The sequence below is a fragment of the Alteromonas sp. KS69 genome, assembly GCF_003989595.1.
GTDB lineage: Bacteria > Pseudomonadota > Gammaproteobacteria > Enterobacterales > Alteromonadaceae > Alteromonas > Alteromonas naphthalenivorans.
Window position 1 is genome coordinate 152,163 of sequence record NZ_PYHU01000007.1, and the last position, 22,874, is coordinate 175,036.

The window sequence follows — 22,874 nt, forward strand, 5'->3', positions numbered from 1 at the left end:
TTATCGAGACATTAATCGTTTTTGAGTGGCAATAGACATTAGCATGCCAAAGCCTGCCATTAATGTCACCATGGAAGTGCCGCCATAACTGACTAAAGGTAGTGGCACTCCTACTACAGGAAGTAACCCAGATACCATCCCCATGTTTACAAACACATAAACGAAGAAGGTTAAGGTAATACTGCCTGCCAGTAATTTAGAGTAGGCGTCTTGAGCTCTACTCGCAATAATAAGCCCACGTAAAATAACGCAAAGGTAAATAATCAGTAAAACAATAACCCCTGTAAGGCCAAATTCTTCACTGAAAACCGAGAAAATAAAGTCGGTATGTCGCTCGGGTAAAAATTCTAATTGTGATTGGGTGCCCTGCAACCAGCCTTTTCCATCTACACCACCTGAACCTATCGCTATTTTCGACTGAATAATATGGTAACCCGAACCGAGTGGATCGCTCTCTGGGTTTAAAAAGGTCAATACGCGTTGCTTTTGATACTCCGCCATTAAAAAGAACCACATAATGGGCGCGAAACCACCGAGCAACAGCGCAACAAACCCGATAAGCCGCCAACTCATACCGGCGAGGAATATCGCGAAGATGCCGGAGCTGGCAATAAGCAGCGATGTCCCTAAATCGGGTTGTTTAGCAATAAGTACCGTTGGGATAGCCACCATTAGAAAGCCAACCACAATATTCATGGTGCGAGGAGGTAGCGTGAACTTGCTAATATACCAGGCGACCATCATAGGCACCGCGAGCTTCATTAACTCTGACGGTTGAAAGCGAATAAACTTTAAGTCGAGCCAGCGCTGAGCGCCTTTACCCATGTCGCCAAATAACAATACCGCGATAAGCATTAGCAGCCCCGCGATATAGGCGTATGTCGACAGGCGGCGAAATGCGCCGGGGGGAATTTGCGCAATGCCAAACATAACTGCCACACTCAGTGCCAAGCGCGTAATTTGGCGTTCTACTTGGCCGCTGTCCTGTCCTGATGCAGAATACAGCGTTACCAAACCCACTGACATAAGTACTAACAGGCTTAAAAACAGCCAACCATCAATATGAATACGCTGTAAAAAACTGGTCTTATTTGGGTTGAGCGTGTTCTTTTTCATTATTCGTCAACCTTGCTAATTTCGGTGTCGAAAACCCGATCACGAAAATAGAAATCCATGATTTTCTTGGCCACAGGAGCGGCATTTTTACTACCGCCACCGGCGTTCTCAAGCACGACGGTTACTGAAATTTCTGGGTTTTCAAAGGGGGCAAAGCCTACATACATGGCATTGTCTCGCAAACGCTCATCTATTTTTTCAGCATCGTATTTTTCATCTTGCCCCACGGAAAATAGCTGTGCAGTACCGGTTTTGCCCGCAGACTGATAGGAGGCGTCAGCAAACGTATGGCGAGCACCACCTTCTTTACCATGCACTACGTCGTGCATCGCATTCAGTACAATATCGACATTATGCTGGTTTTTAATCTCGATAGGTCGAAGGGTTTTAAGTGGAATAATTTCTACCGAGCTATCTTCATGCATAAACCCGCGAATAATTTGCGGAATTATACGTTCGCCACGATTAACCAATGTGTTCACTGATTGCGATAACTGAATAGGGGTGGTAGACCAGAATCCTTGACCAATACCGACAGGAATGGTGTCACCGATATACCAAGGCTGGTTGAATCGTGCACGCTTCCAGCCTCTGCTAGGCATATTCGCATCAGATTCTTCGTATAAATCGATACCGGTAAAATCACCAAATCCAAATTCGTACATGGCTTCACTGATTTTATCTATCCCCAACTTATAAGCTAAATCGTAGTAATAAATGTCGCAGGAGACTTCTATTGCTTTTGCGATATCTACCTCGCCGTGGCCCCACTTTCGCCAGTCCCGCCATGTATGCGATACGTTGGGTAACTGATAGCGACCATTATCTTGAATCGTATACTCTTCGGTGACTATCCCCTCTTCAAGTCCAATTAAGCCAAGGTGAGGTTTAATGGTAGATGCAGGTGGATACTGGCCTTGAGTGGCGCGGTTTATTAGGGGGCGATCGGGGGAATTTAACAGGGCAGAGTAATTCTTTCTGCTGATACCGTGAACAAACAAGTTCGGGTCGTAACTGGGGTTTGAAAATAACGCCAATACCCCTCCCGTTTTTACATCACTCACGATCACCGCGCCGCGCTGACCTTCCAGTGCTTGCTGGGTGGCAATTTGTAGCGAAAGGTCGATGTTTAATACAATGTCTTTACCGGGCACGGGTGGGTCGACGTTTAACACACGAATTATCCGGCCCTGGTTATTCACTTCCACTTGTTGGTAACCCACTGAACCGTGCAATAGCTCTTCGTGGTATTTCTCTACCCCCAATTTGCCGATGTCGTGGGTGGCAGCATAGTCATCTTCTTGCCCTGCTTCTACCAGCTTTTGGAGGTCTTTCTTATTAATACGCGCCACATAACCTAATACATGGGTAAGGGCTTCTTTATAAGGGTAATGACGAGCTAGTCGCGCTTCAATTTGTACCCCGGGGTACAAATGTTTGCTGGCAGAAAATAATGCAACATCCTCTTCGGATAATTTAGTCCGCAGGGCAATAGGTTTAAAACGTCGTTGGCCTTTTAAGCTGCCATTAAAGCTTTCACGTTCTTCTGGGGTAATGCCCATCAATTGGGTTAAGCCATCTAAGGTGGCGTCTAAATCGTTAGTTTGCTCAGGTGTGATCTCTAAGCTAAATACAGGGCGGTTTTCCGCAAGCAATATGCCGTTTCTGTCATAAATTAACCCACGGTTTGGCGCAACAGGTAATACCTTAATGCGATTCCCGTTTGAGCGAGTTTGGTAAACGTCGTGTTGTTCAACTTGCAGGGAATAAAGGTTATTCAGCACCACGCCTAGCATCATAACAACAATAATAAAGGCGATAGACGCACGTCTGGCAAATAAGTTTGCTTCAGCCGAGTGGTCTCGAATTGCTTGGCGCTTGCGATGCATAAAAGGCTATTCTCTCACTCGCGATGATACGGGTGGTTCTGAGTAACAGACCAAGCGCGGTATAGACTTTCAGAAAGAATAATTCTTACAAGCGGATGAGGAAGCGTAAGTGCAGACAGTGACCATTTTTGTTCAGACAAGGCAATACATTCAGGTGCTAAACCTTCAGGTCCGCCAATCAAAAGACTGACATCACGGCCATCCATTTTCCAATTATCTAACTGTTTAGCTAATGTGGGGGTGTCCCAAGGCTTACCAGTGACTTCTAATGTCACTACGCGGTTACCTTTAGGAATAGCGGCGAGCATTTGTTCGCCTTCTTTTTCTAAAATGCGTTTAATATCAGCATTTTTGCCGCGTTTACCAGCGGGAATTTCGGTGAAACTCACCGGTAAATCGGCGGGGAAACGGCGAAGGAATTCATCTACCCCAGTGGTGACCCAGGCGGGCATTTTTGTACCTACGGCGACAATTTGTATACGCACAGTGGGTAAATCCTTTAGAACATCAAACTACCAACAAAGTTAACCGCAGCCCTTTTTATAAGTCTGCGGTTGGCTTTGTTATGACCACAGCTTCTCTAACTGATAGAAATCGCGGGTTTCGTCTTGCATTACGTGCAAAATAACGTCGCCAAAATCTACTAATACCCATTCGCCAGTTTCTTTGCCTTCCACGCTTGTTGGTGCTTCGTCTGCGCTTTTAGCTTCTACTATTACATTCTCAGCAATAGCAACAACATGGCGCTTAGAGTTACCAGAGCAAATAATCATGGTGTCGGTAATGGTTGATTTGCCACGAACATCCAGTTCTATAATATCGCGGCCTTTCATGTCGTCTACTTTATCTTTTACGAACTGCTTGAGTTGTTGACTCTCCAAGTGTTTCCTCACTTATTTGATAATTCTTGGTATAACCGATGTGTATAAATATAGTCTGAGACTGCCTGAGGCAGCCACTTTGCTATTAATGTCGTGGCTTGAAACTTTGCGTCATGCAATGCTGTTTCGTTCATATATGTTTCTTGCAATGTCGATGATGCATCCGTTTGAACGGCGCTGCGCAATTGCGTTGATGAAACAGGGTGTAATGGGGTATCCGCAAGAAATACTAAGCCATTAGGCTGAGCATGTAGTTGCAGAACGTCCTCTGTTTTGTTGGCTTTTAACCACTCAACCAAGTCATCAGGTGGTGTAAATGTATCGCTGTCGCGACGCATTACCACTAGGTGACAGAAATCAAGCAAACGCTCCCACTCAAACCAAGACTTAAGATTATACAGGGAATCGGCGCCAATGAAAAAACAGATTGTCTTATTGTCTCTTTCTTTTAATGCCCGAAGGGTTTTTACCGTGTAAGAAGGTGAAGGTAACGAGAGTTCGATTAGCTCGGGGTACAAGCGTTTATCTTGCTCACAACACAGCTTCACCATGTTGACCCGGTGTTCTTCGCTAACGGCCACTGATTTGTGCGGCGGTAATTTACAAGGCATTAAACCGAGGGCGTCGATATTCAGCGCAGACAATAAATGGAGCGCAGGTGATACATGACCTAAATGGGGCGGGTTAAACGTCCCCCCTAAAATGGCGCGAATAGCCAAAATGTTAGGCTTCCATCAAAGGAAGGTGAAAAATACCCATCGCCATAAACATCATGCATAAGTGGCAAAGCTTCACGAAGGGGCGAGAAATAACGTTTTGTTTAAACGCTAAATCAGCTTGGGTGAGGGCATCCTGAATTTGTAGCAGCTGTTCTATGCTAAGGCGATTTAACGCACTTTGATAGAAGCCCTGCCTGTTGCGCCAAATACCAAACTTTTGCCATTGAATGGCTTCACCATTAGCGGTAGCACTTTTCAATTTCCATAAGACTTCCCATTCACGAATCAGGGCCCAAATAATAATATTTGGCTCTAAGCCTTCACTTTCTAATCGGTAAAGCATTTTCACGCAGCGATTGGCATCGCCGCTTAGCATGACATCTACTAACTGAAACACGTTGTAGCGAGATTGATCTACCATCGCCCGTTCAATCTGTGCTTCAGACACGGACTGTTGAGGGTAAAGTAGGGCAAGCTTATCTATTTCTTGTTTTGCTGCTAGTAAATTACCTTCGCAAAAATCGGCAATCATTTTCATTCCAGCTGCATTAATAGTCAGCTGATGTTGTTTTACTTGATTGCTGATCCATGCACTAAGTTGCCTGCCTTCTAAAGGGTAGCAGAGTACAGAAACGCCCATGTCATCGAGTACTTTGAACCACTTCCCACGCTGTACGTCTTTGCCAATTTTAGGACCATGCACTAGAAGAAGAGTATCTTGAGTTAACCCTTTAGCCACTTCTTGCAGCATTTTGCTGCCTTCTGCGCCGGGTTTTCCTGTAGGAAGTTCTAATTCAATAAACTGTTGGTTTGAAAACAACGACATGCTTTGGGTTGCTTCAAGCAGCTGATTCCATGAAAAGCCAGTGTCGGCCACAAGCACTGTGCGCTCATCAAAACCGTTGGCTTTTGCCGTGCTGCGGATTTGCTCTATCACCTCAAACTTCTGCTGAGGCTCATCACCAAACACCAAGTAACAGGATGCTAATCCTTTACCTATCTCACTGGAAAATTGGTTTGGGTAGACTTGCATGCTTAATTAATCAGCTTAGCAGCAGAGGCTTGGCTTGAAAGCCTACGGATAATAATGTCCGCTGCCTCGGCACGCATTTCATCGAGTACTAATTCGAGTTCTCTTGATTTCGCCAATACTTGATCGGGATCATCTTGATAATCACGCATTACATCGAAGGTAGCCATAATGGCTTCCTCGTCAGGGAATTGAACCCGATAACGCACGGTATAAATCAGTTCGTATTCAGCAACTTGACCCGAAGCGTAAACCGAAAGCAGTCTGCGCTCTAATTTTTCAGGCAGTAAATACAAAGATACGCCGTCGTTAGACGACGTACTATCTTGTTGGTAGACGCCATTTAACCCGTACACAGTAAGGCGGTTGTGAAGCGCTCTTGCAAGAGGTGCATGAGCGCGAGCACTGGTGATAAGCACTGATTTTACATTTTCAGGAAGGCTAGGGGCACTTCTTAAATGAAATCCACAACCGCCAAGTGCAAAAAGTGCACTCAATACCACTGTGTAACGAAGTAAACGGCGCATATTAGTTAGCCACTATGTTGACAAGTTTTCCTGGTACCACAATAACTTTACGTATTGTTTTACCTTCAATAAACGGTTGCACGTTATCTTGTGCTTTGGCCGCTTCTTCAATGGCGTCTTTGCTGGCATCAGCAGCTACGGTCATCTTAGCGCGAACCTTACCGTTAACTTGCACGATAATAAGCTTTTCGTCTTCAACCAAGGCTGCTTTATCGGCGACAGGCCAAGGGGCATGATCGATATCGCTTGTCTGGCCCAATACTTTCCACAATTCATGAGAAATGTGAGGGGTAATAGGGTTAAGTAGCAAGACTAATGACTCTGCAGCTTCACGCATAATGGCAATATCTTGCGCATCTTCTTGTGGTGCTTTTTGAAGATGGTTCAATAACTCCATAATAGCGGCGATAGCGGTATTGAACGTTTGGCGACGACCTAAGTCATCAGAGACTTTTTCAATAGTCTTGTGCACTTCGCGGCGTAATGCTTGTTGGTTCTTATTCAGCGCTTTTGCGTTAAGGGCAACAGGCGTACCTTTTTCAACGTGCTCGGTTACCAGCTTCCAAATACGACGTAAGAAACGGTTAGCACCTTCTACGCCCGAATCTACCCACTCTAGTGTTTGCTCAGGAGGCGCAGCGAACATCGTAAATAAACGCACCGTATCGGCACCATATAGGTCGATAACTTCTTGTGGATCAATCCCGTTGTTTTTCGACTTCGACATTTTAGTCATGCCGCCATGAATAACCGGTTCACCATCGGCGGTTAGCCATGCTTTTACAATACGGCCTTTCTCGTCTTTTTCGGTAGACACTTCAGTGGGTGAGTACCAAGTTTTCTTGCCAGCATCATCTTCGCGGTAGTAAGAATCTGCTAGCACCATGCCCTGACACAACAAACGCTTAAACGGTTCATCAGAATTTACCAAGCCTTCATCACGCAATAGTTTGTGGAAGAAGCGAGAGTATAATAAGTGCAGGATGGCATGTTCGATACCACCGATATACTGATCGACAGGCAGCCAGTAGTTCGATGAAGTAGGGTCAAGCATTGCATCGTGATTTGTAGCGCTTGCATAGCGAGCGTAGTACCACGACGATTCCATAAAGGTATCAAAGGTGTCAGTTTCGCGAAGTGCAGGTTCACCGTTGTAGGTGGTTTTCGCCCATTCAGGATCGGCTTTAATCGGTGATGTAACACCGTTCATTTCCACATCTTCAGGAAGTACTACCGGCAATTCGCTTTCTGGTACAGGAACCGATTCACCATTTTCCAAGTTAAGCATGGGAATAGGTGAACCCCAGTAACGCTGACGGCTTACACCCCAATCTCGTAAACGGTAGTTTACTTTACGTTTACCAAAGCCTTTTTCTTCAAGTGCGGTTGCGATGTTATTAAACGCATCGTCAAACGCTAGGCCATCGAATTTTTCAGAATTTAATAAGGTGCCTTTTTCGGTATACGCAGAGACGGTTAAATCACATTCTTCTTTTGCTTCTGCATCTGGCGCGATAACTTGCTTAATGGTTAAGCCATATTTGGTCGCAAATTCCCAATCACGTTGATCGTGACCTGGTACAGCCATTACTGCGCCTGAACCGTAATCCATCAATACAAAGTTCGCCACCCAAACAGGTAACAATTCGCCAGTTAAAGGATGTACTGCTTGAATGCCCGTATCACAGCCTTTTTTCTCCATGGTAGCCAATTCTGCTTCGGCTACTTTGGTGTTTTTGCACTCGTCAATAAAGGTAGCAAGCTCAGCATTCGTCTTAGCTGCAAATTCCGCTAATGGATGCTGTGCAGCGACTGCCACGTAGGTTACGCCGTAGAATGTATCAGGGCGAGTGGTGTAAACGGTTAAATCGTTTATGTCGCTGCCGTTTTTACCTAAGTTAAAGGTAATGTCTACCCCTTCAGAGCGACCAATCCAGTTCGCCTGCATGGCACGCACTTGATCAGGCCATTCTTCAAGCTGTTCTAAGTCAGCCAACAACTCTTCGGCGTAGTCGGTAATTTTAATGAACCATTGTGGAATTTCTTTTTGTTCCACTAATGCGCCAGAGCGCCAACCGCGACCGTCAATAACTTGTTCGTTTGCCAAAACGGTTTGATCTACCGGATCCCAGTTAACAGTTGAGTTCTTTTTATAAACCAAGCCTTTTTCGTAAAGACGAGTGAAGAACCATTGTTCCCAGCGATAGTAGTCTGGCTTACAGGTTGTTACTTCGCGATCCCAGTCGTAACCAAAACCCAAAGAGCGAAGCTGAGTTTTCATGTAATCAATATTGGAATAGGTCCAATTGGCAGGCGCAGTATTATTATTAATCGCGGCGTTTTCTGCTGGAAGACCGAAAGCATCCCAACCCATAGGTTGGAGAACGTTTTTACCCTGCATGCGCTGATAACGGCTAATAACATCACCAATGGTGTAGTTACGCACGTGACCCATATGCAAGCGACCACTTGGGTAAGGGAACATAGAGAGACAGTAGAACTTCTCTTTTTCTACATCATCATTTGCTTGAAATGAGTTGTTTTCTTCCCAGTATTGCTGAACACGTTGTTCTATATCTTTCGGGTTGTACTGATTTTCGGCCATGAAACTTAGGCTTCCGCATTATTAGAGTTAAAACGTTCATGAAACCTGCTCCCCCAAATTTCATTGTGGGGTGTGACTCGTCGTTGGACAGAATCACAATATTGCAGGTTTAACTTGCATGTAGCCGCATAGAATAACCCAGCGCTACACTTAGCCTCAATAGCTAGTGCTAGGTTAGCACGACTTTTTTGTGACTACTTGTTGAAAAAGTAAGCGTATTGGCAAAGGTTTCACTTGATAGCGGTTTCGTACATAAAAATTAATAGCCGTGATTGTTCGTTAATTCATCGATTAGAGGCCCGAAACAGTGCTTTACGGCATAAGGGTTTGACACACTACTTAAATAGGGTTTCACTTACCCTAAAGCACAATAAATAGAACACTATGCCAGGCGAAAGCACCACTATGGCCCTAGATCCAATTGACCTAACCCCAACCATCAATCGAAAAGCAGTGAATGCTGCCTTAAAAGACGATGAAGCCCTAAATGCCACATTTATAGGGCAGGAGCGCGCGCGAGAAGCGTTAACCTTCGGTCTTGGCATTAACGCGAAAGGTTATAATCTTTATGTGATGGGTGAACCGGCTACGGGTCGCTTTACCTTGGTAAAAGATTACATTGAACGCCAAGTAGCCGTGCTGCCTGCACCCGATGATTGGTGTTATATCAATAACTTTGATGAAGAGCGCGAGCCAGTAGCCCTTCGTTTTCCGCCAGGTGGCGGTAAAGCATTTCAAAAAGACATCACTAGCTTAATTGATGACGTGCTCGATACCTTTCCGGTGGCATTTGATAACCCAGGTTATCAGCGCCGTAGAACCAGCATTTCTCGCGAGTTCGATCAAAAATACGATAGCGCCATTGATGCGGTAGAGCGTTTCGCAAAAGCTAATGAAGTGGCAATGAATGAAGACGGGGGCACTATCACGTTTTCACCTATTGTTGATGGTAAACCCATTAGCGATGCCGAATTTGCAACGGCTAGCGACGAAAAGCGCCAATTCTTTTACAACTTGATAGACGAGCTAGAAAATAGACTAAGTGAAAGTTTATTAAGTTTACCGTCGTGGAAGCGTGAAAATTCAGAGCGCTTGCGTGAGCTAGATAAGCAAACTGCCGAGCAAGGCATTAAGCCACTTTTAAAGGTACTAGAGCACAAATACGCGTCAGATTTAGGCATTTTAAAATACTTAAAGCAGCTTAAAACTGCACTTGTGAATGCTATTTTACTTATTTTGGCTGAAGAGCAAAAAGACGAAAAAAGTGATGAATTCGATAAACGCTTATTCTTAGAAGAGCAATTTCTGCCTAATGTATTGGTTGCGAATCGTCTAGATGACTCCGCGCCAGTAATCTATGAGCCAAACCCAACGTATCAAAACCTGTTCGGGAAAATTGAATACACTAATATTCATGGCAGTGTTTACACTAATTACCGAATGATTCGCCCTGGCGCATTACATCGTGCCAATGGCGGTTATTTGCTGCTTGATGTCGACCAGTTAATAGAACAGCCCTATGTGTGGGATACCCTTAAGCTGGCGGCGAAATCGGGTAGTTTGAAAATGGATTTACCCCAGCAAGATGTCGGTATGGTAAATGCGATTACCCTAAACCCTCAACCTATCGATTTGAACGTAAAGATAGTGCTGCTAGGGTCGCGAGAATTGTATTACACCTTGCAAGATTACGATGATGAATTTGATGAGCTGTTTCGTGTGCTGGTCGATTTCGATTTAGAAATTCAGGTGACTCGACAAGCTTTGTTCGATTTTGTGGGCAAAGTGCGCAAACACATTTTAGCGCTTAACTTAACCGGTATTACCGCCAATGCTATGTGCCGCTTAGTCGAATATTCATTGCGCATGGCTGAACACCAAGAAAAGCTTTCAGCACATTTTGCTGAAGTGATTGAGTTGGTGAATGAAGCCCATTATTTTTGCGTAAAGTCAGGTAGTGAAACCCTAGAGCTTGACCATTTGCGCACCGCACTTAGTGCTAAAAAACGCAGAACCGGGCGAGTAAGCCAAACTCTACTTAATGATATTAAAGAAGGGCATGTACTTATTGCTACCGACGGCAAAGCCATAGGTAAAGTGAATGGACTTACGGTGCTAGATATTGGTGACACTGCTTTTGGTACGCCTGCGCGCATTACCTCTACGGTATTTGCTGGCGCAAGTGGCGTGGTTGATATTGAACGTGAAGTAGAGCTAGGCCAACCGATTCACTCAAAAGGCGTGATGCTATTAACAGGGTATTTAGGTTATAAATACGCTCAGCACTTCCCGCTAACCTTGTCGGCTAATATTGCGTTGGAGCAGTCGTACGGGCACATCGATGGTGATAGTGCGTCATTAGGAGAATTGGTGGCGTTAATTTCTGCGTTAACCGAAATTCCATGCGTACAAACCCTCGCTATTACAGGCTCAATTAACCAGTATGGCGAAGTGCAAGCGGTGGGTGGGGTGAATGAAAAAATTGAAGGCTTCTTCGACTTATGTCAGCACCGCGGCTTAACGGGTACACAAGGTGTGGTCATTCCTAAATCGAATGCAATCAACTTGGTATTAGATGCCACTGTCATTGATGCGGTGAAAAAAGGCTTGTTCCACATTCATACTGTAGAAACGGTAGATGATGCCTTGACCGTATTGATGGGGCAAGATGCCGGTACATTAAGTAGCCGAGGTCGTTACCCCAAAAACACCATTAACTATCATGCAGTGAATCGTTTATACAATATTGCACTCATGGTTAACGGTGGCGACGGCGAATAAGCGCTTTCATTCGCCGGTCGCTCAATGCTGCACCCGTTCAGGCCGCTCGGTCTTTTCGTAAGAGAGTTTGAGCATCAATTTGATGCTCTTTGTTGTTATAGCAATACAGCCAATTATTTTGGCGGCATTCTTAAGCCGCCGTCTAAGCGAATAGTCTCACCATTTAAATAGTTATTTTCGGCAATATGCAGCACCAATTTACCGAACTCTTCAGGCAAACCTAAGCGTTTAGGAAATTGAACGTTACTAGAAAGAGCGTCTTGTACTTTTTCTGGCATGGCAAGCAGCATAGGTGTTCCCATTACCCCTGGCGCGATAGTGTTAACCCGAATGCCTAGCGGGGCAAGATCTCTCGCCATAGGTAGGGTCAGCGCAATAATGCCGCCTTTGCTTGCTGCGTAAGCGGTTTGTCCTATTTGCCCTTCATAGCCTGCTACAGAGGCTGTATTAATGATAACGCCTCGCTCGCCTTCCTCATTCAATGGGGCTTGTTCCGCCATGGCTGCCGCCACAAGACGCGCCACATTAAAGCTACCTACTAAATTAATATCAATCGTGTTTTGAAAGTCACCTAAGGGGGCTGGATTACCATCTCGGTCCAGTAAACGCTTTGCAGGGGCAATACCGGCGCAGTTTACGCACAGAGAAAGCGTGGAAAAACGAGAAAGGCATTTATCTATCGCATGGGTAATGTCGTCTTCGCTTCTTACGTCAACCTTAACAAACAAGGTATGTTCAGCACCGAGTTCTTCTACACGTTGCTTACCCATGTCTTCATTTAAATCGAGCAAACACACATTGGCACCAGCAGCACGAAGGGCAATGGCAGTAGCATGACCAAGACCGGAGCACCCACCAGTAACTATGGCAGTTCGGTTTTCAAGTGACTTTTGTTGCAAATAGGGAGTTTTAAGCGAGTCGGGAATAGGCTTGGTTTCTATCATAGGGTTTCCGCGTAGGTTCCGTATTATTGTTTGTTAATTTATGTCCACAACGACATTATCATGTTTGTTAACATAATATTAACGGGAATACGGTACGAAAACTATGGCGCCGGCAAAAACCGGCACCACGGCATGACTTATTTTGGCAACTGAATTTTACGCTCTTCACTCGGACGGTAAAGAATAAGCGTGTGTCCAATTACTTGTAGCTTTTCTGATTTAGTTTCGCGAACAATCGCATCCATGATGAGCGATTTTTCTTCACGATCATCAGTGGGAACTTTAACTTTTATCAGTTCATGGAAATTTAATGCGTTGTCGATTTCCGCAACAACACCTTCAGTAAGGCCGTTTGAACCTAGCTGTACGATAGGCTTTAGCGGGTGCGCTAGGCCTTTTAAAAATTGTTTCTGTTTATTTGAAAGTTTCATGTAGTCAATTTTCTTACAATTAATCTATAAATTTAAGCTTGAATTAACGTATTCTAACGCCATCTTCTCTACAATCCTAATGACAATGTATTGGAATGACAAAAAAGAAGCACTCTGCCAGCAGTAAACGCTGGTTAACAGAACATTTTAACGACCATTATGTGCAAAAAGCGCAGAAGCAGGGTAAGCGATCGCGTGCCTTCTTCAAATTGGAAGAAATTCAGCAAAAAGACAAACTTATCAGCAAAGGTAACACAGTAGTGGACCTTGGGGCTGCGCCAGGAGGCTGGTCTCAACTCGCTTCTGAACTGGTAGGAGACAACGGGCAAGTTATCGCATGCGATATTTTACCAATGGATTCTATCGTTGGCGTTAATTTTTTGCAGGGTGACTTCAGAGATGAAGCTGTTTTAAATGCGTTATTGAACAGAATTGGCGGGAACACCGTAGATATAGTGTTGTCTGATATGGCACCGAACTTGTCTGGAAATGCAGCGGTAGACCAAGCTGGCTCGATGTACTTGTGTGAATTGGCGCTGGATATGTGTCATCAAGTACTGAAACCAGGTGGAGGTTTTATGATTAAGGTTTTCCAAGGGGAAGGCTTTGATACCTTTCTACGTGCATTACGTGACTCGTTCACAACCATAAAAACACGTAAGCCCGATTCATCACGATCACGGTCTCGTGAGGTGTATTTGGTGGCTCTTGGGTACAAAGTGTAGTACGCTTTGAGTAAGCGATTTTCGTTGCGAAAGTTTATGTGTGTAAGGGAAGCACTCGTGGTTTTATCTTTCACAAGTATATTCTTTCGGATTTTTAGAGGTTAGTAGCATTGAGCGATATGGCAAAAAATTTAATCTTATGGTTGGTTATCGCCGTTGTGTTGATGTCTGTATTTCAGAGCTTTTCACCTGGTGAATCGTCGAAAACACAGACCGATTACACAACTTTTTTAAGAGAAGCTGAGCAGGGTAACATCCGTGAAGTTCGCATTGATAATAGCGGCGAAATTCGTGGTACCCGACGTTCAGGCGAAACATTTCAAACGTACGTACCGTATTTTGATGACAAGTTAGTTTCTGACTTGGTTAAAAACGATGTGCGCGTTTACGGTGAGCCGCCAGAAGAACAATCATTTCTCACATCTATTTTCATTTCTTGGTTCCCAATGCTTCTGCTTATTGGTGTATGGATTTTCTTCATGCGTCAAATGCAAGGTGGCGGTGGTCGCGGCGCTATGTCTTTCGGCAAAAGCAAAGCCCGCCTTTTAGGTGAAGACCAAATTAAAACCACCTTTGCTGATGTTGCAGGTTGTGACGAAGCAAAAGAAGATGTGACTGAACTGGTAGACTTCTTACGCGACCCATCTAAGTTCCAAAAATTAGGCGGTAAAATTCCTAAAGGCGTCCTGATGGTTGGTCCTCCTGGAACGGGTAAAACCTTGCTTGCAAAAGCAATTGCTGGTGAAGCCAAAGTACCGTTCTTTACCATTTCAGGTTCAGATTTCGTGGAAATGTTTGTGGGTGTTGGTGCATCGCGTGTTCGTGACATGTTCGAGCAAGCGAAAAAAGCAGCGCCTTGTATCATTTTCATCGATGAAATTGATGCGGTAGGTCGCCAACGTGGCGCAGGTTTAGGTGGTGGTCATGATGAACGTGAACAAACGCTAAACCAGATGCTTGTTGAGATGGATGGTTTTGAAGGTCATGAAGGCATTATTGTTATTGCCGCGACTAACCGTCCTGATGTGTTAGACCCTGCATTGTTACGTCCAGGTCGTTTTGACCGTCAAGTGGTTGTTGGTTTACCTGACATCCGTGGTCGTGAACAGATTCTTAAAGTTCATATGCGCAAAGTACCTGTGTCCGATAACGTTGAACCAAGTGTTATTGCTCGTGGTACGCCAGGTTTCTCTGGTGCTGACTTAGCTAACTTGGTTAACGAAGCTGCTTTATTCGCTGCACGTGGTAATAAACGTCTAGTGGCGATGGAAGAGTTTGAGAAAGCGAAAGATAAGATCATGATGGGCTCTGAGCGTAAGTCTATGGTGATGACTGAGGAAGAAAAGACCAACACGGCTTACCACGAAGCAGGGCATGCAATTGTTGGTCGCTTGGTTCCAGAACACGATCCTGTTTACAAGGTTTCTATTATTCCTCGTGGTCGTGCGCTGGGTGTCACTATGTATCTTCCAGAACAAGACAAGTACAGCCACAGTAAACAGCATTTAGAAAGTATGATTTCTAGCTTGTATGGTGGACGTATTGCTGAAGAAATGACCCTTGGCGAAGCTGGCGTAACTACTGGCGCTTCAAACGATATTGAGCGCGCCTCTGATATTGCGCGAAAAATGGTGACGCAATGGGGCTTGTCAAGCAAGATGGGGCCATTGCTATACGCAGAAGAAGAAGGCGAAGTGTTCTTAGGTCGTTCTTCATCTAGCTCAATCAGAATGTCAAACCAGACTGCTTTAGCAATTGATGAAGAAGTTAAAGACATCATCAATCGCAACTACGCACGAGCTGAAAAGATCCTAAAAGATAACGCGGATATTCTGGAAGCCATGAAAGATGCGTTAATGAAGTACGAGACTATCGACGCGAAGCAAGTTGATGATTTAATGGAACGTCGCGAAGTTCGTCCTCCTGCAGATTGGGATGATCGTCGTCCTTCTGATGGTGACAAGCCAAGCGGCGGTAAACCTACTCGCGAAGGCGAAATTACTAACGATGGTGTTGAAAAGCCGTCTGTTGGTAAACCAGGTGACTTACCTAGCTAGAAATTGATATAAAGTTAATAAAACGCCAGTATTTCTGGCGTTTTTTATTTGTGCAGTGATAATTTTTTTAATGATCGATACCACGCCGAGTTGGCTGATTGATTTTAAGAGTAAGTAAATGCAGTTTTCTTCCCACACACTAGATTTATCCCGCCCACAGGTGATGGGTATTTTAAATGTCACACCCGACTCCTTTTCTGACGGTGGCAAACACGCGCTTCTTGAGAATGCGGTAAGACATGCTGAAAAGATGCTAGCTCAAGGTGCTACGTTAATAGATGTTGGCGGTGAGTCGACTCGACCAGGTGCTGCAGCCGTTTCACTAGATGAAGAACTAGACCGTGTTATTCCGGTAATTGAAGCGTTGCGTGCCAATACCGATTGCATTATTTCAGTAGATACCAGTAAAGCTGAGGTCATGACGCAAGCGGTTAACGCTGGAGCAGGGCTAATTAATGATGTAAGAGCTTTGCAAGAACCCGGTGCACTATCGGCAGCGGCAAATGCCAATGTGCCAGTGTGTTTAATGCATATGCAAGGCCAGCCTAAAGATATGCAGCAGCAGCCTCATTACAAAGACGTGGTCGCTGACGTTGAACAATTTTTATTAGCAAGAGCATCAGATTGCATTGCAGCTGGCATTAAAAAAGAGCAAATTTTGTTCGACCCAGGCTATGGATTTGGTAAAACCCTGGAACATAATTACGCATTAGTAAAACACCTCCCAAGCATAATAGCGCTGGGCTATCCTGTGCTAGTAGGTATGTCACGTAAATCAATGATTGGCAATTTGTTAAATAGAAATGTAGATGAACGCTTGGCGGGAAGTATTACCCTCGCTACAATTGCAGCACAGCAAGGTGCGCATATTATTCGCGTTCACGATGTACAAGAAACAGCGGACGCAGTTAACATTGTTAATATGCTAACAACAATAGAATAAGGAACCTTCATGGGGCAGCGCAAATATTTCGGCACTGATGGCATACGCGGTAAAGTGGGCGAAAGTAATATTAATCCCGAATTTGTTATTAAGCTTGGTTGGGCAGCAGGGAAAGTACTTGCCGGACGAGGCACCAATAAAGTACTTATTGGCAAAGACACTCGTATATCTGGCTACATGCTAGAGTCTTCATTAGAAGCAGGCTTATCAGCAGCGGGTATTGATAGTGGGTTACTAGGCCCCATGCCCACGCCTGCTATCGCTTACTTAACGAAAACATTCCGCTCTGAAGCCGGTATTGTGATTAGTGCTTCACATAATCCTTATTACGATAATGGAATTAAGTTCTTCTCAGCAGACGGATTCAAGCTAGACGATGATATTGAGCTGGCGATAGAAGACATGCTTGATAAACCAATGACATGCGTTGCTTCGGATAAGTTGGGAAAGGCGACCAGAATTAACGATGCTGCTGGCCGTTATATAGAATTTTGTAAAGGTAGCTTCCCGTCTGATTTATCTCTTACCGGTTTAAAAATAGTCGTAGATTGCGCCCACGGTGCTACTTACCACATTGCGCCTAATGTACTGCGTGAACTTGGCGCTACGGTTGTTGAAATAGGTACCGCGCCAAATGGTTTAAATATCAATGAAGGTGTTGGCGCCACATCGATGGACGCGATAGTTGAGAAAGTAAAAGAAACGAACGCGCATCTTGGGTTTGCCTTAGATGGTGACGGCGACCGTATTATGATGGTTGATCATTTAGGCAATGTGATAGATGGCGACCAAATTGTTTATATGATTGCCCGCGATGCACTTAAAAATGGTCGTATGCAAGGCGGTGTCGTAGGCACCTTAATGAGTAACCTTGGATTAGAAATCGCCTTTAGTAAGTTAGGTGTTCCTTTTGCACGAAGCAAAGTAGGGGATCGCTATGTAATGGAAATGCTTCAGCAAAAAGGCTGGGCAATTGGTGGCGAGAACTCGGGTCATATTTTGAATTTAGCAACGTCTTCTACCGGTGACGGCATTATTGCTGGCTTACAAGTTCTTGCTGCAATGTTACGCTCAGACTTAGATTTACATGATTTAAGTAGTGGCTTTGATATGTATCCTCAGTGCTTAGTCAACGTGCGTTATCAAGATGCTAGTCAAGATTATCTAGCCCACGCTGATGTGCAAGGCGCTAAACAGGAAGCAGAGGCAGCATTAGGTAAGAAAGGCCGCGTTTTATTACGTAAAAGCGGAACTGAACCTCTTATTCGCGTTATGGTAGAGTCTGATAATGAAGGGCATTCTTCCAAGTGGGCAGAGCATATTGCTGAAACTGTTCGTAAAGTCGCCAATTAGTTGGCAGAACTGGAAATTTCGCGTTTTATACTTGTATATTTTTACTGAAATCGTTAATATCACGCCCGCTTTAAGACAGGGCTAAGGTCTGCATTGTGAATAACAATAAAAGAAAGCCGCTGGTAGCGGGCAATTGGAAAATGAACGGTAACCGTTCTCTGGTCACTAATTTCAACGATGCATTAACTATTGATGTCATCGGGAATGTTGATGTAGTTATTTGTCCGCCTGCTTTATATCTTTCAGCATTTTGTGCTGAAGCTTTCGCATTAGGCGGTCAAGATGTTAGTCATCTTGATAATGGCGCTCACACCGGCGATTTATCGGCTGACATGCTTGCTGAGCTTGGTTGTAGATACGCCATAGTAGGGCATTCAGAAAGAAGAGATGACCACGGCGAAAGCAATAGCTTAGTGGCCGAGAAAGCAAAGAAATCAATTGCGAGTGGATTAACCCCTATCATTTGTGTGGGTGAGTCACTTGATATTAGGGAAAGTGGTCAAGTTGAGTCTTTCATTGGCGAACAACTTGATGCGTTAATCAACGGCTTAACCGTTGAAGAGCTTTCTAAATCAGTACTTGCTTACGAGCCTGTATGGGCTATAGGTACTGGAAAAACAGCTTCACCTGAACAAGCGCAAGACGTACATGAATTTATTCGTGGATACTTTGCAAAAGTAGACGCAGAGCTTGCTCAAGGGTTACGAATTTTATACGGCGGCAGTGTTAAAGCAGATAATGCTAAAACATTGTTTGCACAACAAGACGTAGATGGTGGCCTAATTGGTGGCGCCAGCTTAAAAACAGAAGATTTTATTTCAATTTGCCAAGCGGCAAACTGACGAGGTAATTATGGTTTACGAAGTGCTACTGGTAGCATATTTAATTGTTGCATTACTGTTGATTGGTTTTGTTCTTATTCAACAGGGTAAAGGTGCAGATATGGGCGCTTCTTTTGGTAGCGGCGGCTCAAATACTGTTTTCGGCTCAGGTGGTTCAGGTAACTTTATGACCCGAACAACTGCTATTTTAGCCGGTCTGTTTTTCTTTATCAGCCTTACATTAGGCGCGATGACGGCAAACCGTGAAAGTGCTGAAGATGAGTGGGACAATTTAGAAGTTCCAGCAGCGGTTGAAGCGCCAGTGCAAGCACCAGGTGATATGGATGTTCCTGTTATGGATACGCCTGTAGAAGACGCAGCAACGACGAATGATATTCCAATGGGTGACGCTCCTAACGCTGAGGCTCCCAACGCTGACGCTCCTCAGGCGGAAGTTACTGAGGAAGACGTACCTAAGTCTGACGATTCAGACGTACCTAACTAAGATTTTTGCGGAAGTGGTGGAATTGGTAGACACGCCATCTTGAGGGGGTGGTGAGCATAGCTCGTGCGGGTTCAAGTCCCGCTTTCCGCACCAACTTTAAAAACCGGCTTTTAGCCGGTTTTTTTGTTTCTAATCCGTTATAAATTGAAGAATTACGACAACCTCGCGACTATAAGTATTGGGGTAATTGGGCTATGCTACTAACTCAATTAGAAAAAGTGAATGCACGTATTATGTATAGATTGGCACGCTGGGAGCGGTAGGTTGCAAATATCACTTCGACAAAGTCTTTTTAGAACGCTTCTTGGCGGGATTTTTATAGCCTCACTCCTCATTGTTGCTGGGGTTTGGAAGTCAGCCAACAACTTAGTTAAACAAAATATTAGTCAAGATATTGCTGTTACCGAAAAGGTGCTGCATAGGCTAATTGAAGATCGCCAAGCTATCATTAAAAGCGTCTCAAACGTACTCCTTCGGTCTTACGATTTTCGCCAAGCAGTGGGGACCTCAGATTTACCCTCTATACAAACTGCATTAGAAAGTTATGCATCGCGAATTAATTCCGATGTGATTGCATTAGTGAATTTAGATCACACCATTGTTGCTTCTCATAGTGCCTTATTTAAACCGGGTGAAACCTCAGAAGCCAGCACCGCTTTGGCTGCAAAGGGCTACGAAAATGGTTTTTTCCTCATTGATGGCTCATTAATTCAGTTGAATCTCTATAAAGTAGAAATTCCGACATTACGTTATTATATGATCATTGGTGTGGAGTTTGATGAAACATTATTACAAGAACTAAGAAATCTTGTTGATGCTGAAATTATTATCACCAATATGAGTGACAATACGCCGATTGCATCAACGCTCTCACCAGAGCAAGTAGAATCAGTGTTAACTAGTGAGCCCACACCTTCTTGGGTCGATGTAACTTTCAAGCAGAAAAACACCTACATAAGCCGTGAAGTTAGCTTAGTGTCGGTATCGGAGCTTCCTGTACGCATTACTATAGCTGTAGACGTGTCAGAGGCTTTTCAGGCGTTTACTAAAATCCAAATAAGTATTTTGGTGTTAACCCTAATTGCAGTTTTAGTGGCGTTAGGGTTCTCAATGCTATTGGCTCGAAATGTCAGCAGTTCTGTTTCCAACCTTGTAAAAGCAGTGAATCGGGTAGCAGGCGGTGAGTACGGCGCGACACTAGATAAACCTTCAAATTTACGCGAAATTAGTGATCTCGCTACGGCAGTAGATAGCATGCAAGAGAGCATTCAACATCGAGAAAAGCATATTCGGTATCAAGCGCAACATGACGTGCTTACTGGCTTGTTTAATCGAAATTATGTTGAAGGCTATTTTGATGGAAAAATGTCTGAAAATGAAAATTTGCAGGTTGTCGCTATTACCACTATAGGTTTTAGAACCACTAACGACCTTTACGGGTATTCTAACGGGGACAACACGCTTAAGGCACTTGCTACGCGTTTGCTTCGTTGGCCTGGTACATCTGCACGTTTAGCGGGGGGAGAAATTCTCTATATTACCGATACCGCGTTAGATGAAAATCAACTCGAAACGTTTAAACACATTTTAGAGCAGCCCGTCGAGAGTAACCTAATCTCCATCCCAGTCAAAGTGGCGATGGCCGTGCTGTCTTGCCCTCAGGATGCCACCAACTCAGAAGAACTATTTCGTAAAGTTAATATTGTTACCGACGAAGCTATTCACTCTAATGCATGGTGTGTGCATTATCGCCCCGAACTTGAGGCTAAGTACGTTAGGCGTTTGACCATTACTACCGAGCTTAAGCGGGCGCTTTCTAGCAATCAAAGCGAACTTTCAATGGTGTATCAACCTAAAATTGATCTCAGCACGATGAAAGTATGCAGCATGGAAGCGCTAATAAGGTGGAACAACAAAACACTTGGCTTCGTACCACCAGATGAGTTTATTACTATTGCTGAACAGGCAGCTCTAATTGAGCAAGTCACGACTTGGGTTATGCAGCAAACCATTGCTGATTTGTCGTACTTTAGGCAGAAAGGTTATGGCTTTACGGTTGCGATGAATTTATCAACTCAAGATATTCAAAATAAGCCGTTACTCGATAAATTGGTTTCTATACTTACCGACGCAGCACTTTCTCCCGATGCCCTAGAGCTAGAAATCACAGAGAGCGATTTGGTGGCAGATGCGTCGCTTGCTATTGAAAACTTAAACGCGTTAACGAGCAGGGGGTTTCACTTTGCTATTGACGACTTTGGCACTGGTTACTCTTCGCTTGCCTATTTGAAGAACCTGCCTGTCGATACAATCAAAATTGATAAAAGCTTTATATTGTCGTTAGCAATCGATGATAACGATAAACAAATAGTGCATACCGTGCTGGGATTAGCCACTGCTTTCGACTTAAAAGTGGTCGCAGAAGGGGTAGAAGACGAGATGTCGCTCAATATTTTGAAAGACTGGGGCTGTGATATTGCGCAAGGTTACTTCATTAGCCGACCATTAGCGAAGGATGCGCTAGAAGAGTGGTTAGAAAATTCACCTTTAGGCGAATAGACGGGAACCGGTAAATTCCTTATTGTTGGCAGTATATATGCATTATAAAAATAAAGCCTGCTCAAAACCGTAAGATATTGCCGTTTGAGTGGGTAAACTGTGAAATTACTTCAAAAACAAGGATATTATTATGGACATTATTCGCATTATACTTTCAATTTTACTGCCTCCTCTAGGTGTGTTCTTACAAGTTGGTATTGGCGCTCAGTTTTGGATAAACATCCTTCTAACATTGTTTGGCTATTTCCCTGGTGTTATCCACGCCGTGTACATTATTGCTAAACGATAGTTAATTTTACTAAGTTTTAGTAAACCAAGTACTAAAAGAAAGGCCAGTCTATGACTGGCTTTTTTGTATCAGTAAGATTTATGTAAAACGCACGCCTAGTGAGGCGCGAGTTCTTTTGCCATTTCTTCTTGGTAAGCGTCGGCAAGTTTATTCTTTTGAGAATCGTTAAGAAGTCGGCCAGCAACTTGAAAAAATTCTTGCTCTTCGTCAGCAAGGTGATGCTCAACTTTTTCTTGGAGAGATTTTAAGTGACGTAGCCACCCGGGTGAGTCCATTTTGGTATCATCCAATTTTTCGATAAGCTCATCAATCTCGTGATGCTCTGCAATACCATGGCGGGTTAAATCTACCGCTTCATCTTTTTTAAGCAGCGGAGAATAAAAATGACGTTCCTCAGCCACTGCATGACTTTCAAGCTGATCCTTCAACTCTTTGTAGTATTCACGGCGAGCAGCGGTGTCTCCGCTGGTCTCAGCGAGTATTTTAAGTAACAATCGTTGCTTCTCATGATCTTGGCGTAGTGCTTCAAAAATTTTCATCGGTAATCCCTCAACTAGTTGTACTGAATATGTGGCGTTAAAAGCACCTTAACTAATGCCAGAAGTGTTCCACTATATTGAGTTCACTAAGTCATTGTAAATGCAGCTTTTAGCGGTTATTTATTATTTCAATACATAAGGAACCGCTTAAATAATGCAT

20 protein-coding genes and 1 tRNA gene are annotated in these 22,874 nt (G+C 44.1%); 10 read left to right on the top strand and 11 right to left on the bottom strand.

Features of this window, described 5'->3' with window-relative positions:
• The 8 genes from rodA to leuS all read right to left on the bottom strand — a co-directional run bounded on the left by rodA (position 1) and on the right by leuS (position 8,767).
• Positions 1 to 1,116: a rod shape-determining protein RodA gene (gene rodA, locus C7Y69_RS06970; protein ID WP_013784371.1), complete on the bottom strand. Its 1,116-nt coding sequence runs from the start codon at positions 1,114 to 1,116 to the stop codon at positions 1 to 3.
• Positions 1,116 to 3,005 (bottom strand): penicillin-binding protein 2, encoded by a 1,890-nt coding sequence (mrdA, locus tag C7Y69_RS06975; protein WP_013784370.1) that lies wholly within the window; start codon positions 3,003 to 3,005, stop codon positions 1,116 to 1,118. Before mrdA ends, rodA begins: the two co-directional genes overlap by 1 nt.
• 14 nt (positions 3,006 to 3,019) lie before the next feature.
• Positions 3,020 to 3,490, bottom strand: coding sequence for a 23S rRNA (pseudouridine(1915)-N(3))-methyltransferase RlmH (gene rlmH / locus C7Y69_RS06980; protein WP_126872222.1), 471 nt, complete (start codon positions 3,488 to 3,490; stop codon positions 3,020 to 3,022).
• A 78-nt stretch (positions 3,491 to 3,568) separates the two neighbouring features.
• Entirely contained in the window at positions 3,569 to 3,886 is a 318-nt protein-coding gene (rsfS, locus tag C7Y69_RS06985) for a ribosome silencing factor (RefSeq protein ID WP_013784368.1), read from the bottom strand.
• An 8-nt stretch (positions 3,887 to 3,894) separates the two neighbouring features.
• Positions 3,895 to 4,605, bottom strand: coding sequence for a nicotinate (nicotinamide) nucleotide adenylyltransferase (gene nadD / locus C7Y69_RS06990; RefSeq protein WP_013784367.1), 711 nt, complete (start codon positions 4,603 to 4,605; stop codon positions 3,895 to 3,897).
• 4 nt (positions 4,606 to 4,609) lie between these two features.
• Positions 4,610 to 5,638: a DNA polymerase III subunit delta gene (gene holA, locus C7Y69_RS06995; protein WP_126872223.1), complete on the bottom strand. Its 1,029-nt coding sequence runs from the start codon at positions 5,636 to 5,638 to the stop codon at positions 4,610 to 4,612.
• Between the two features lie 2 nt (positions 5,639 to 5,640).
• On the bottom strand, positions 5,641 to 6,162 hold the full coding sequence (lptE, locus tag C7Y69_RS07000; protein WP_126872224.1) for an LPS assembly lipoprotein LptE: 522 nt from the start codon (positions 6,160 to 6,162) through the stop codon (positions 5,641 to 5,643).
• Position 6,163: 1 nt separating this feature from the next.
• Positions 6,164 to 8,767: a leucine--tRNA ligase gene (leuS, locus tag C7Y69_RS07005; protein WP_126872225.1), complete on the bottom strand. Its 2,604-nt coding sequence runs from the start codon at positions 8,765 to 8,767 to the stop codon at positions 6,164 to 6,166.
• Between the two features lie 405 nt (positions 8,768 to 9,172).
• On the opposite strand from leuS, the gene C7Y69_RS07010 reads away from it, so the two are divergent.
• A complete protein-coding gene (locus C7Y69_RS07010) occupies positions 9,173 to 11,548 on the top strand; it encodes a Lon protease family protein (RefSeq protein WP_260563435.1) in 2,376 nt (791 codons plus the stop codon).
• 113 nt (positions 11,549 to 11,661) lie between these two features.
• On the opposite strand, the gene C7Y69_RS07015 is transcribed toward C7Y69_RS07010, so the two are convergent.
• Together C7Y69_RS07015 and yhbY are read right to left on the bottom strand one after the other, a co-directional pair.
• Complete coding sequence (locus tag C7Y69_RS07015) at positions 11,662 to 12,492, bottom strand: 3-hydroxyacyl-CoA dehydrogenase (protein WP_185864149.1); 831 nt, start codon at positions 12,490 to 12,492, stop codon at positions 11,662 to 11,664.
• A gap of 137 nt (positions 12,493 to 12,629) precedes the next feature.
• Positions 12,630 to 12,923 (bottom strand): ribosome assembly RNA-binding protein YhbY, encoded by a 294-nt coding sequence (gene yhbY / locus C7Y69_RS07020; protein WP_013784361.1) that lies wholly within the window; start codon positions 12,921 to 12,923, stop codon positions 12,630 to 12,632.
• A gap of 95 nt (positions 12,924 to 13,018) precedes the next feature.
• Here yhbY and rlmE point away from each other — a divergent pair, with 95 nt between their 5' ends.
• From rlmE to C7Y69_RS07065, 9 genes are all read left to right on the top strand, one after another.
• Complete coding sequence (rlmE, locus tag C7Y69_RS07025) at positions 13,019 to 13,648, top strand: 23S rRNA (uridine(2552)-2'-O)-methyltransferase RlmE (protein ID WP_126872227.1); 630 nt, start codon at positions 13,019 to 13,021, stop codon at positions 13,646 to 13,648.
• Between the two features lie 110 nt (positions 13,649 to 13,758).
• Positions 13,759 to 15,705 carry an ATP-dependent zinc metalloprotease FtsH gene (gene ftsH / locus C7Y69_RS07030; protein WP_126872228.1) on the top strand — a complete coding sequence of 649 codons (1,947 nt, stop codon included), beginning with the start codon at positions 13,759 to 13,761 and terminating at the stop codon, positions 15,703 to 15,705.
• Between the two features lie 118 nt (positions 15,706 to 15,823).
• On the top strand, positions 15,824 to 16,648 hold the full coding sequence (gene folP, locus C7Y69_RS07035; protein WP_126872229.1) for a dihydropteroate synthase: 825 nt from the start codon (positions 15,824 to 15,826) through the stop codon (positions 16,646 to 16,648).
• A 9-nt stretch (positions 16,649 to 16,657) separates the two neighbouring features.
• Positions 16,658 to 18,001: a phosphoglucosamine mutase gene (glmM, locus tag C7Y69_RS07040; RefSeq protein ID WP_013784357.1), complete on the top strand. Its 1,344-nt coding sequence runs from the start codon at positions 16,658 to 16,660 to the stop codon at positions 17,999 to 18,001.
• A gap of 95 nt (positions 18,002 to 18,096) precedes the next feature.
• Positions 18,097 to 18,843 (top strand): triose-phosphate isomerase, encoded by a 747-nt coding sequence (tpiA, locus tag C7Y69_RS07045; protein ID WP_126872230.1) that lies wholly within the window; start codon positions 18,097 to 18,099, stop codon positions 18,841 to 18,843.
• 10 nt (positions 18,844 to 18,853) lie between these two features.
• Positions 18,854 to 19,327, top strand: a complete 474-nt coding sequence (gene secG / locus C7Y69_RS07050) for a preprotein translocase subunit SecG (protein ID WP_126872231.1) — start codon at positions 18,854 to 18,856, stop codon at positions 19,325 to 19,327.
• Between the two features lie 7 nt (positions 19,328 to 19,334).
• Positions 19,335 to 19,420: transfer RNA gene (locus C7Y69_RS07055), tRNA-Leu, on the top strand.
• Positions 19,421 to 19,591: 171 nt separating this feature from the next.
• Positions 19,592 to 21,886 carry a GGDEF domain-containing protein gene (locus C7Y69_RS07060; RefSeq protein WP_126872232.1) on the top strand — a complete coding sequence of 765 codons (2,295 nt, stop codon included), beginning with the start codon at positions 19,592 to 19,594 and terminating at the stop codon, positions 21,884 to 21,886.
• A 130-nt stretch (positions 21,887 to 22,016) separates the two neighbouring features.
• A complete protein-coding gene (locus C7Y69_RS07065) occupies positions 22,017 to 22,175 on the top strand; it encodes a YqaE/Pmp3 family membrane protein (RefSeq protein ID WP_013784353.1) in 159 nt (52 codons plus the stop codon).
• A 95-nt stretch (positions 22,176 to 22,270) separates the two neighbouring features.
• Here the strand turns inward: C7Y69_RS07065 and C7Y69_RS07070 are convergent, their stop codons facing one another.
• The gene (locus C7Y69_RS07070; protein ID WP_126872233.1) at positions 22,271 to 22,714 is read right to left on the bottom strand and encodes a hemerythrin domain-containing protein; all 444 of its coding nucleotides are present in this window, start codon (positions 22,712 to 22,714) and stop codon (positions 22,271 to 22,273) included.
• Positions 22,715 to 22,874 lie beyond the last annotated feature (160 nt).

Coding starts and splice junctions, on each gene's coding strand:
- rodA (WP_013784371.1), bottom strand. CDS start 1,116: ATGAAAAAGAACACGCTCAACCCAAATAAGACCAGTTTTTTACAGCGT.
- mrdA (WP_013784370.1), bottom strand. CDS start 3,005: ATGCATCGCAAGCGCCAAGCAATTCGAGACCACTCGGCTGAAGCAAAC.
- holA (WP_126872223.1), bottom strand. CDS start 5,638: ATGCAAGTCTACCCAAACCAATTTTCCAGTGAGATAGGTAAAGGATTA.
- lptE (WP_126872224.1), bottom strand. CDS start 6,162: ATGCGCCGTTTACTTCGTTACACAGTGGTATTGAGTGCACTTTTTGCA.
- leuS (WP_126872225.1), bottom strand. CDS start 8,767: ATGGCCGAAAATCAGTACAACCCGAAAGATATAGAACAACGTGTTCAG.
- C7Y69_RS07010 (WP_260563435.1), top strand. CDS start 9,173: ATGGCCCTAGATCCAATTGACCTAACCCCAACCATCAATCGAAAAGCA.
- C7Y69_RS07015 (WP_185864149.1), bottom strand. CDS start 12,492: ATGATAGAAACCAAGCCTATTCCCGACTCGCTTAAAACTCCCTATTTG.
- yhbY (WP_013784361.1), bottom strand. CDS start 12,923: ATGAAACTTTCAAATAAACAGAAACAATTTTTAAAAGGCCTAGCGCAC.
- rlmE (WP_126872227.1), top strand. CDS start 13,019: ATGACAAAAAAGAAGCACTCTGCCAGCAGTAAACGCTGGTTAACAGAA.
- folP (WP_126872229.1), top strand. CDS start 15,824: ATGCAGTTTTCTTCCCACACACTAGATTTATCCCGCCCACAGGTGATG.
- glmM (WP_013784357.1), top strand. CDS start 16,658: ATGGGGCAGCGCAAATATTTCGGCACTGATGGCATACGCGGTAAAGTG.
- secG (WP_126872231.1), top strand. CDS start 18,854: ATGGTTTACGAAGTGCTACTGGTAGCATATTTAATTGTTGCATTACTG.
- C7Y69_RS07065 (WP_013784353.1), top strand. CDS start 22,017: ATGGACATTATTCGCATTATACTTTCAATTTTACTGCCTCCTCTAGGT.
- C7Y69_RS07070 (WP_126872233.1), bottom strand. CDS start 22,714: ATGAAAATTTTTGAAGCACTACGCCAAGATCATGAGAAGCAACGATTG.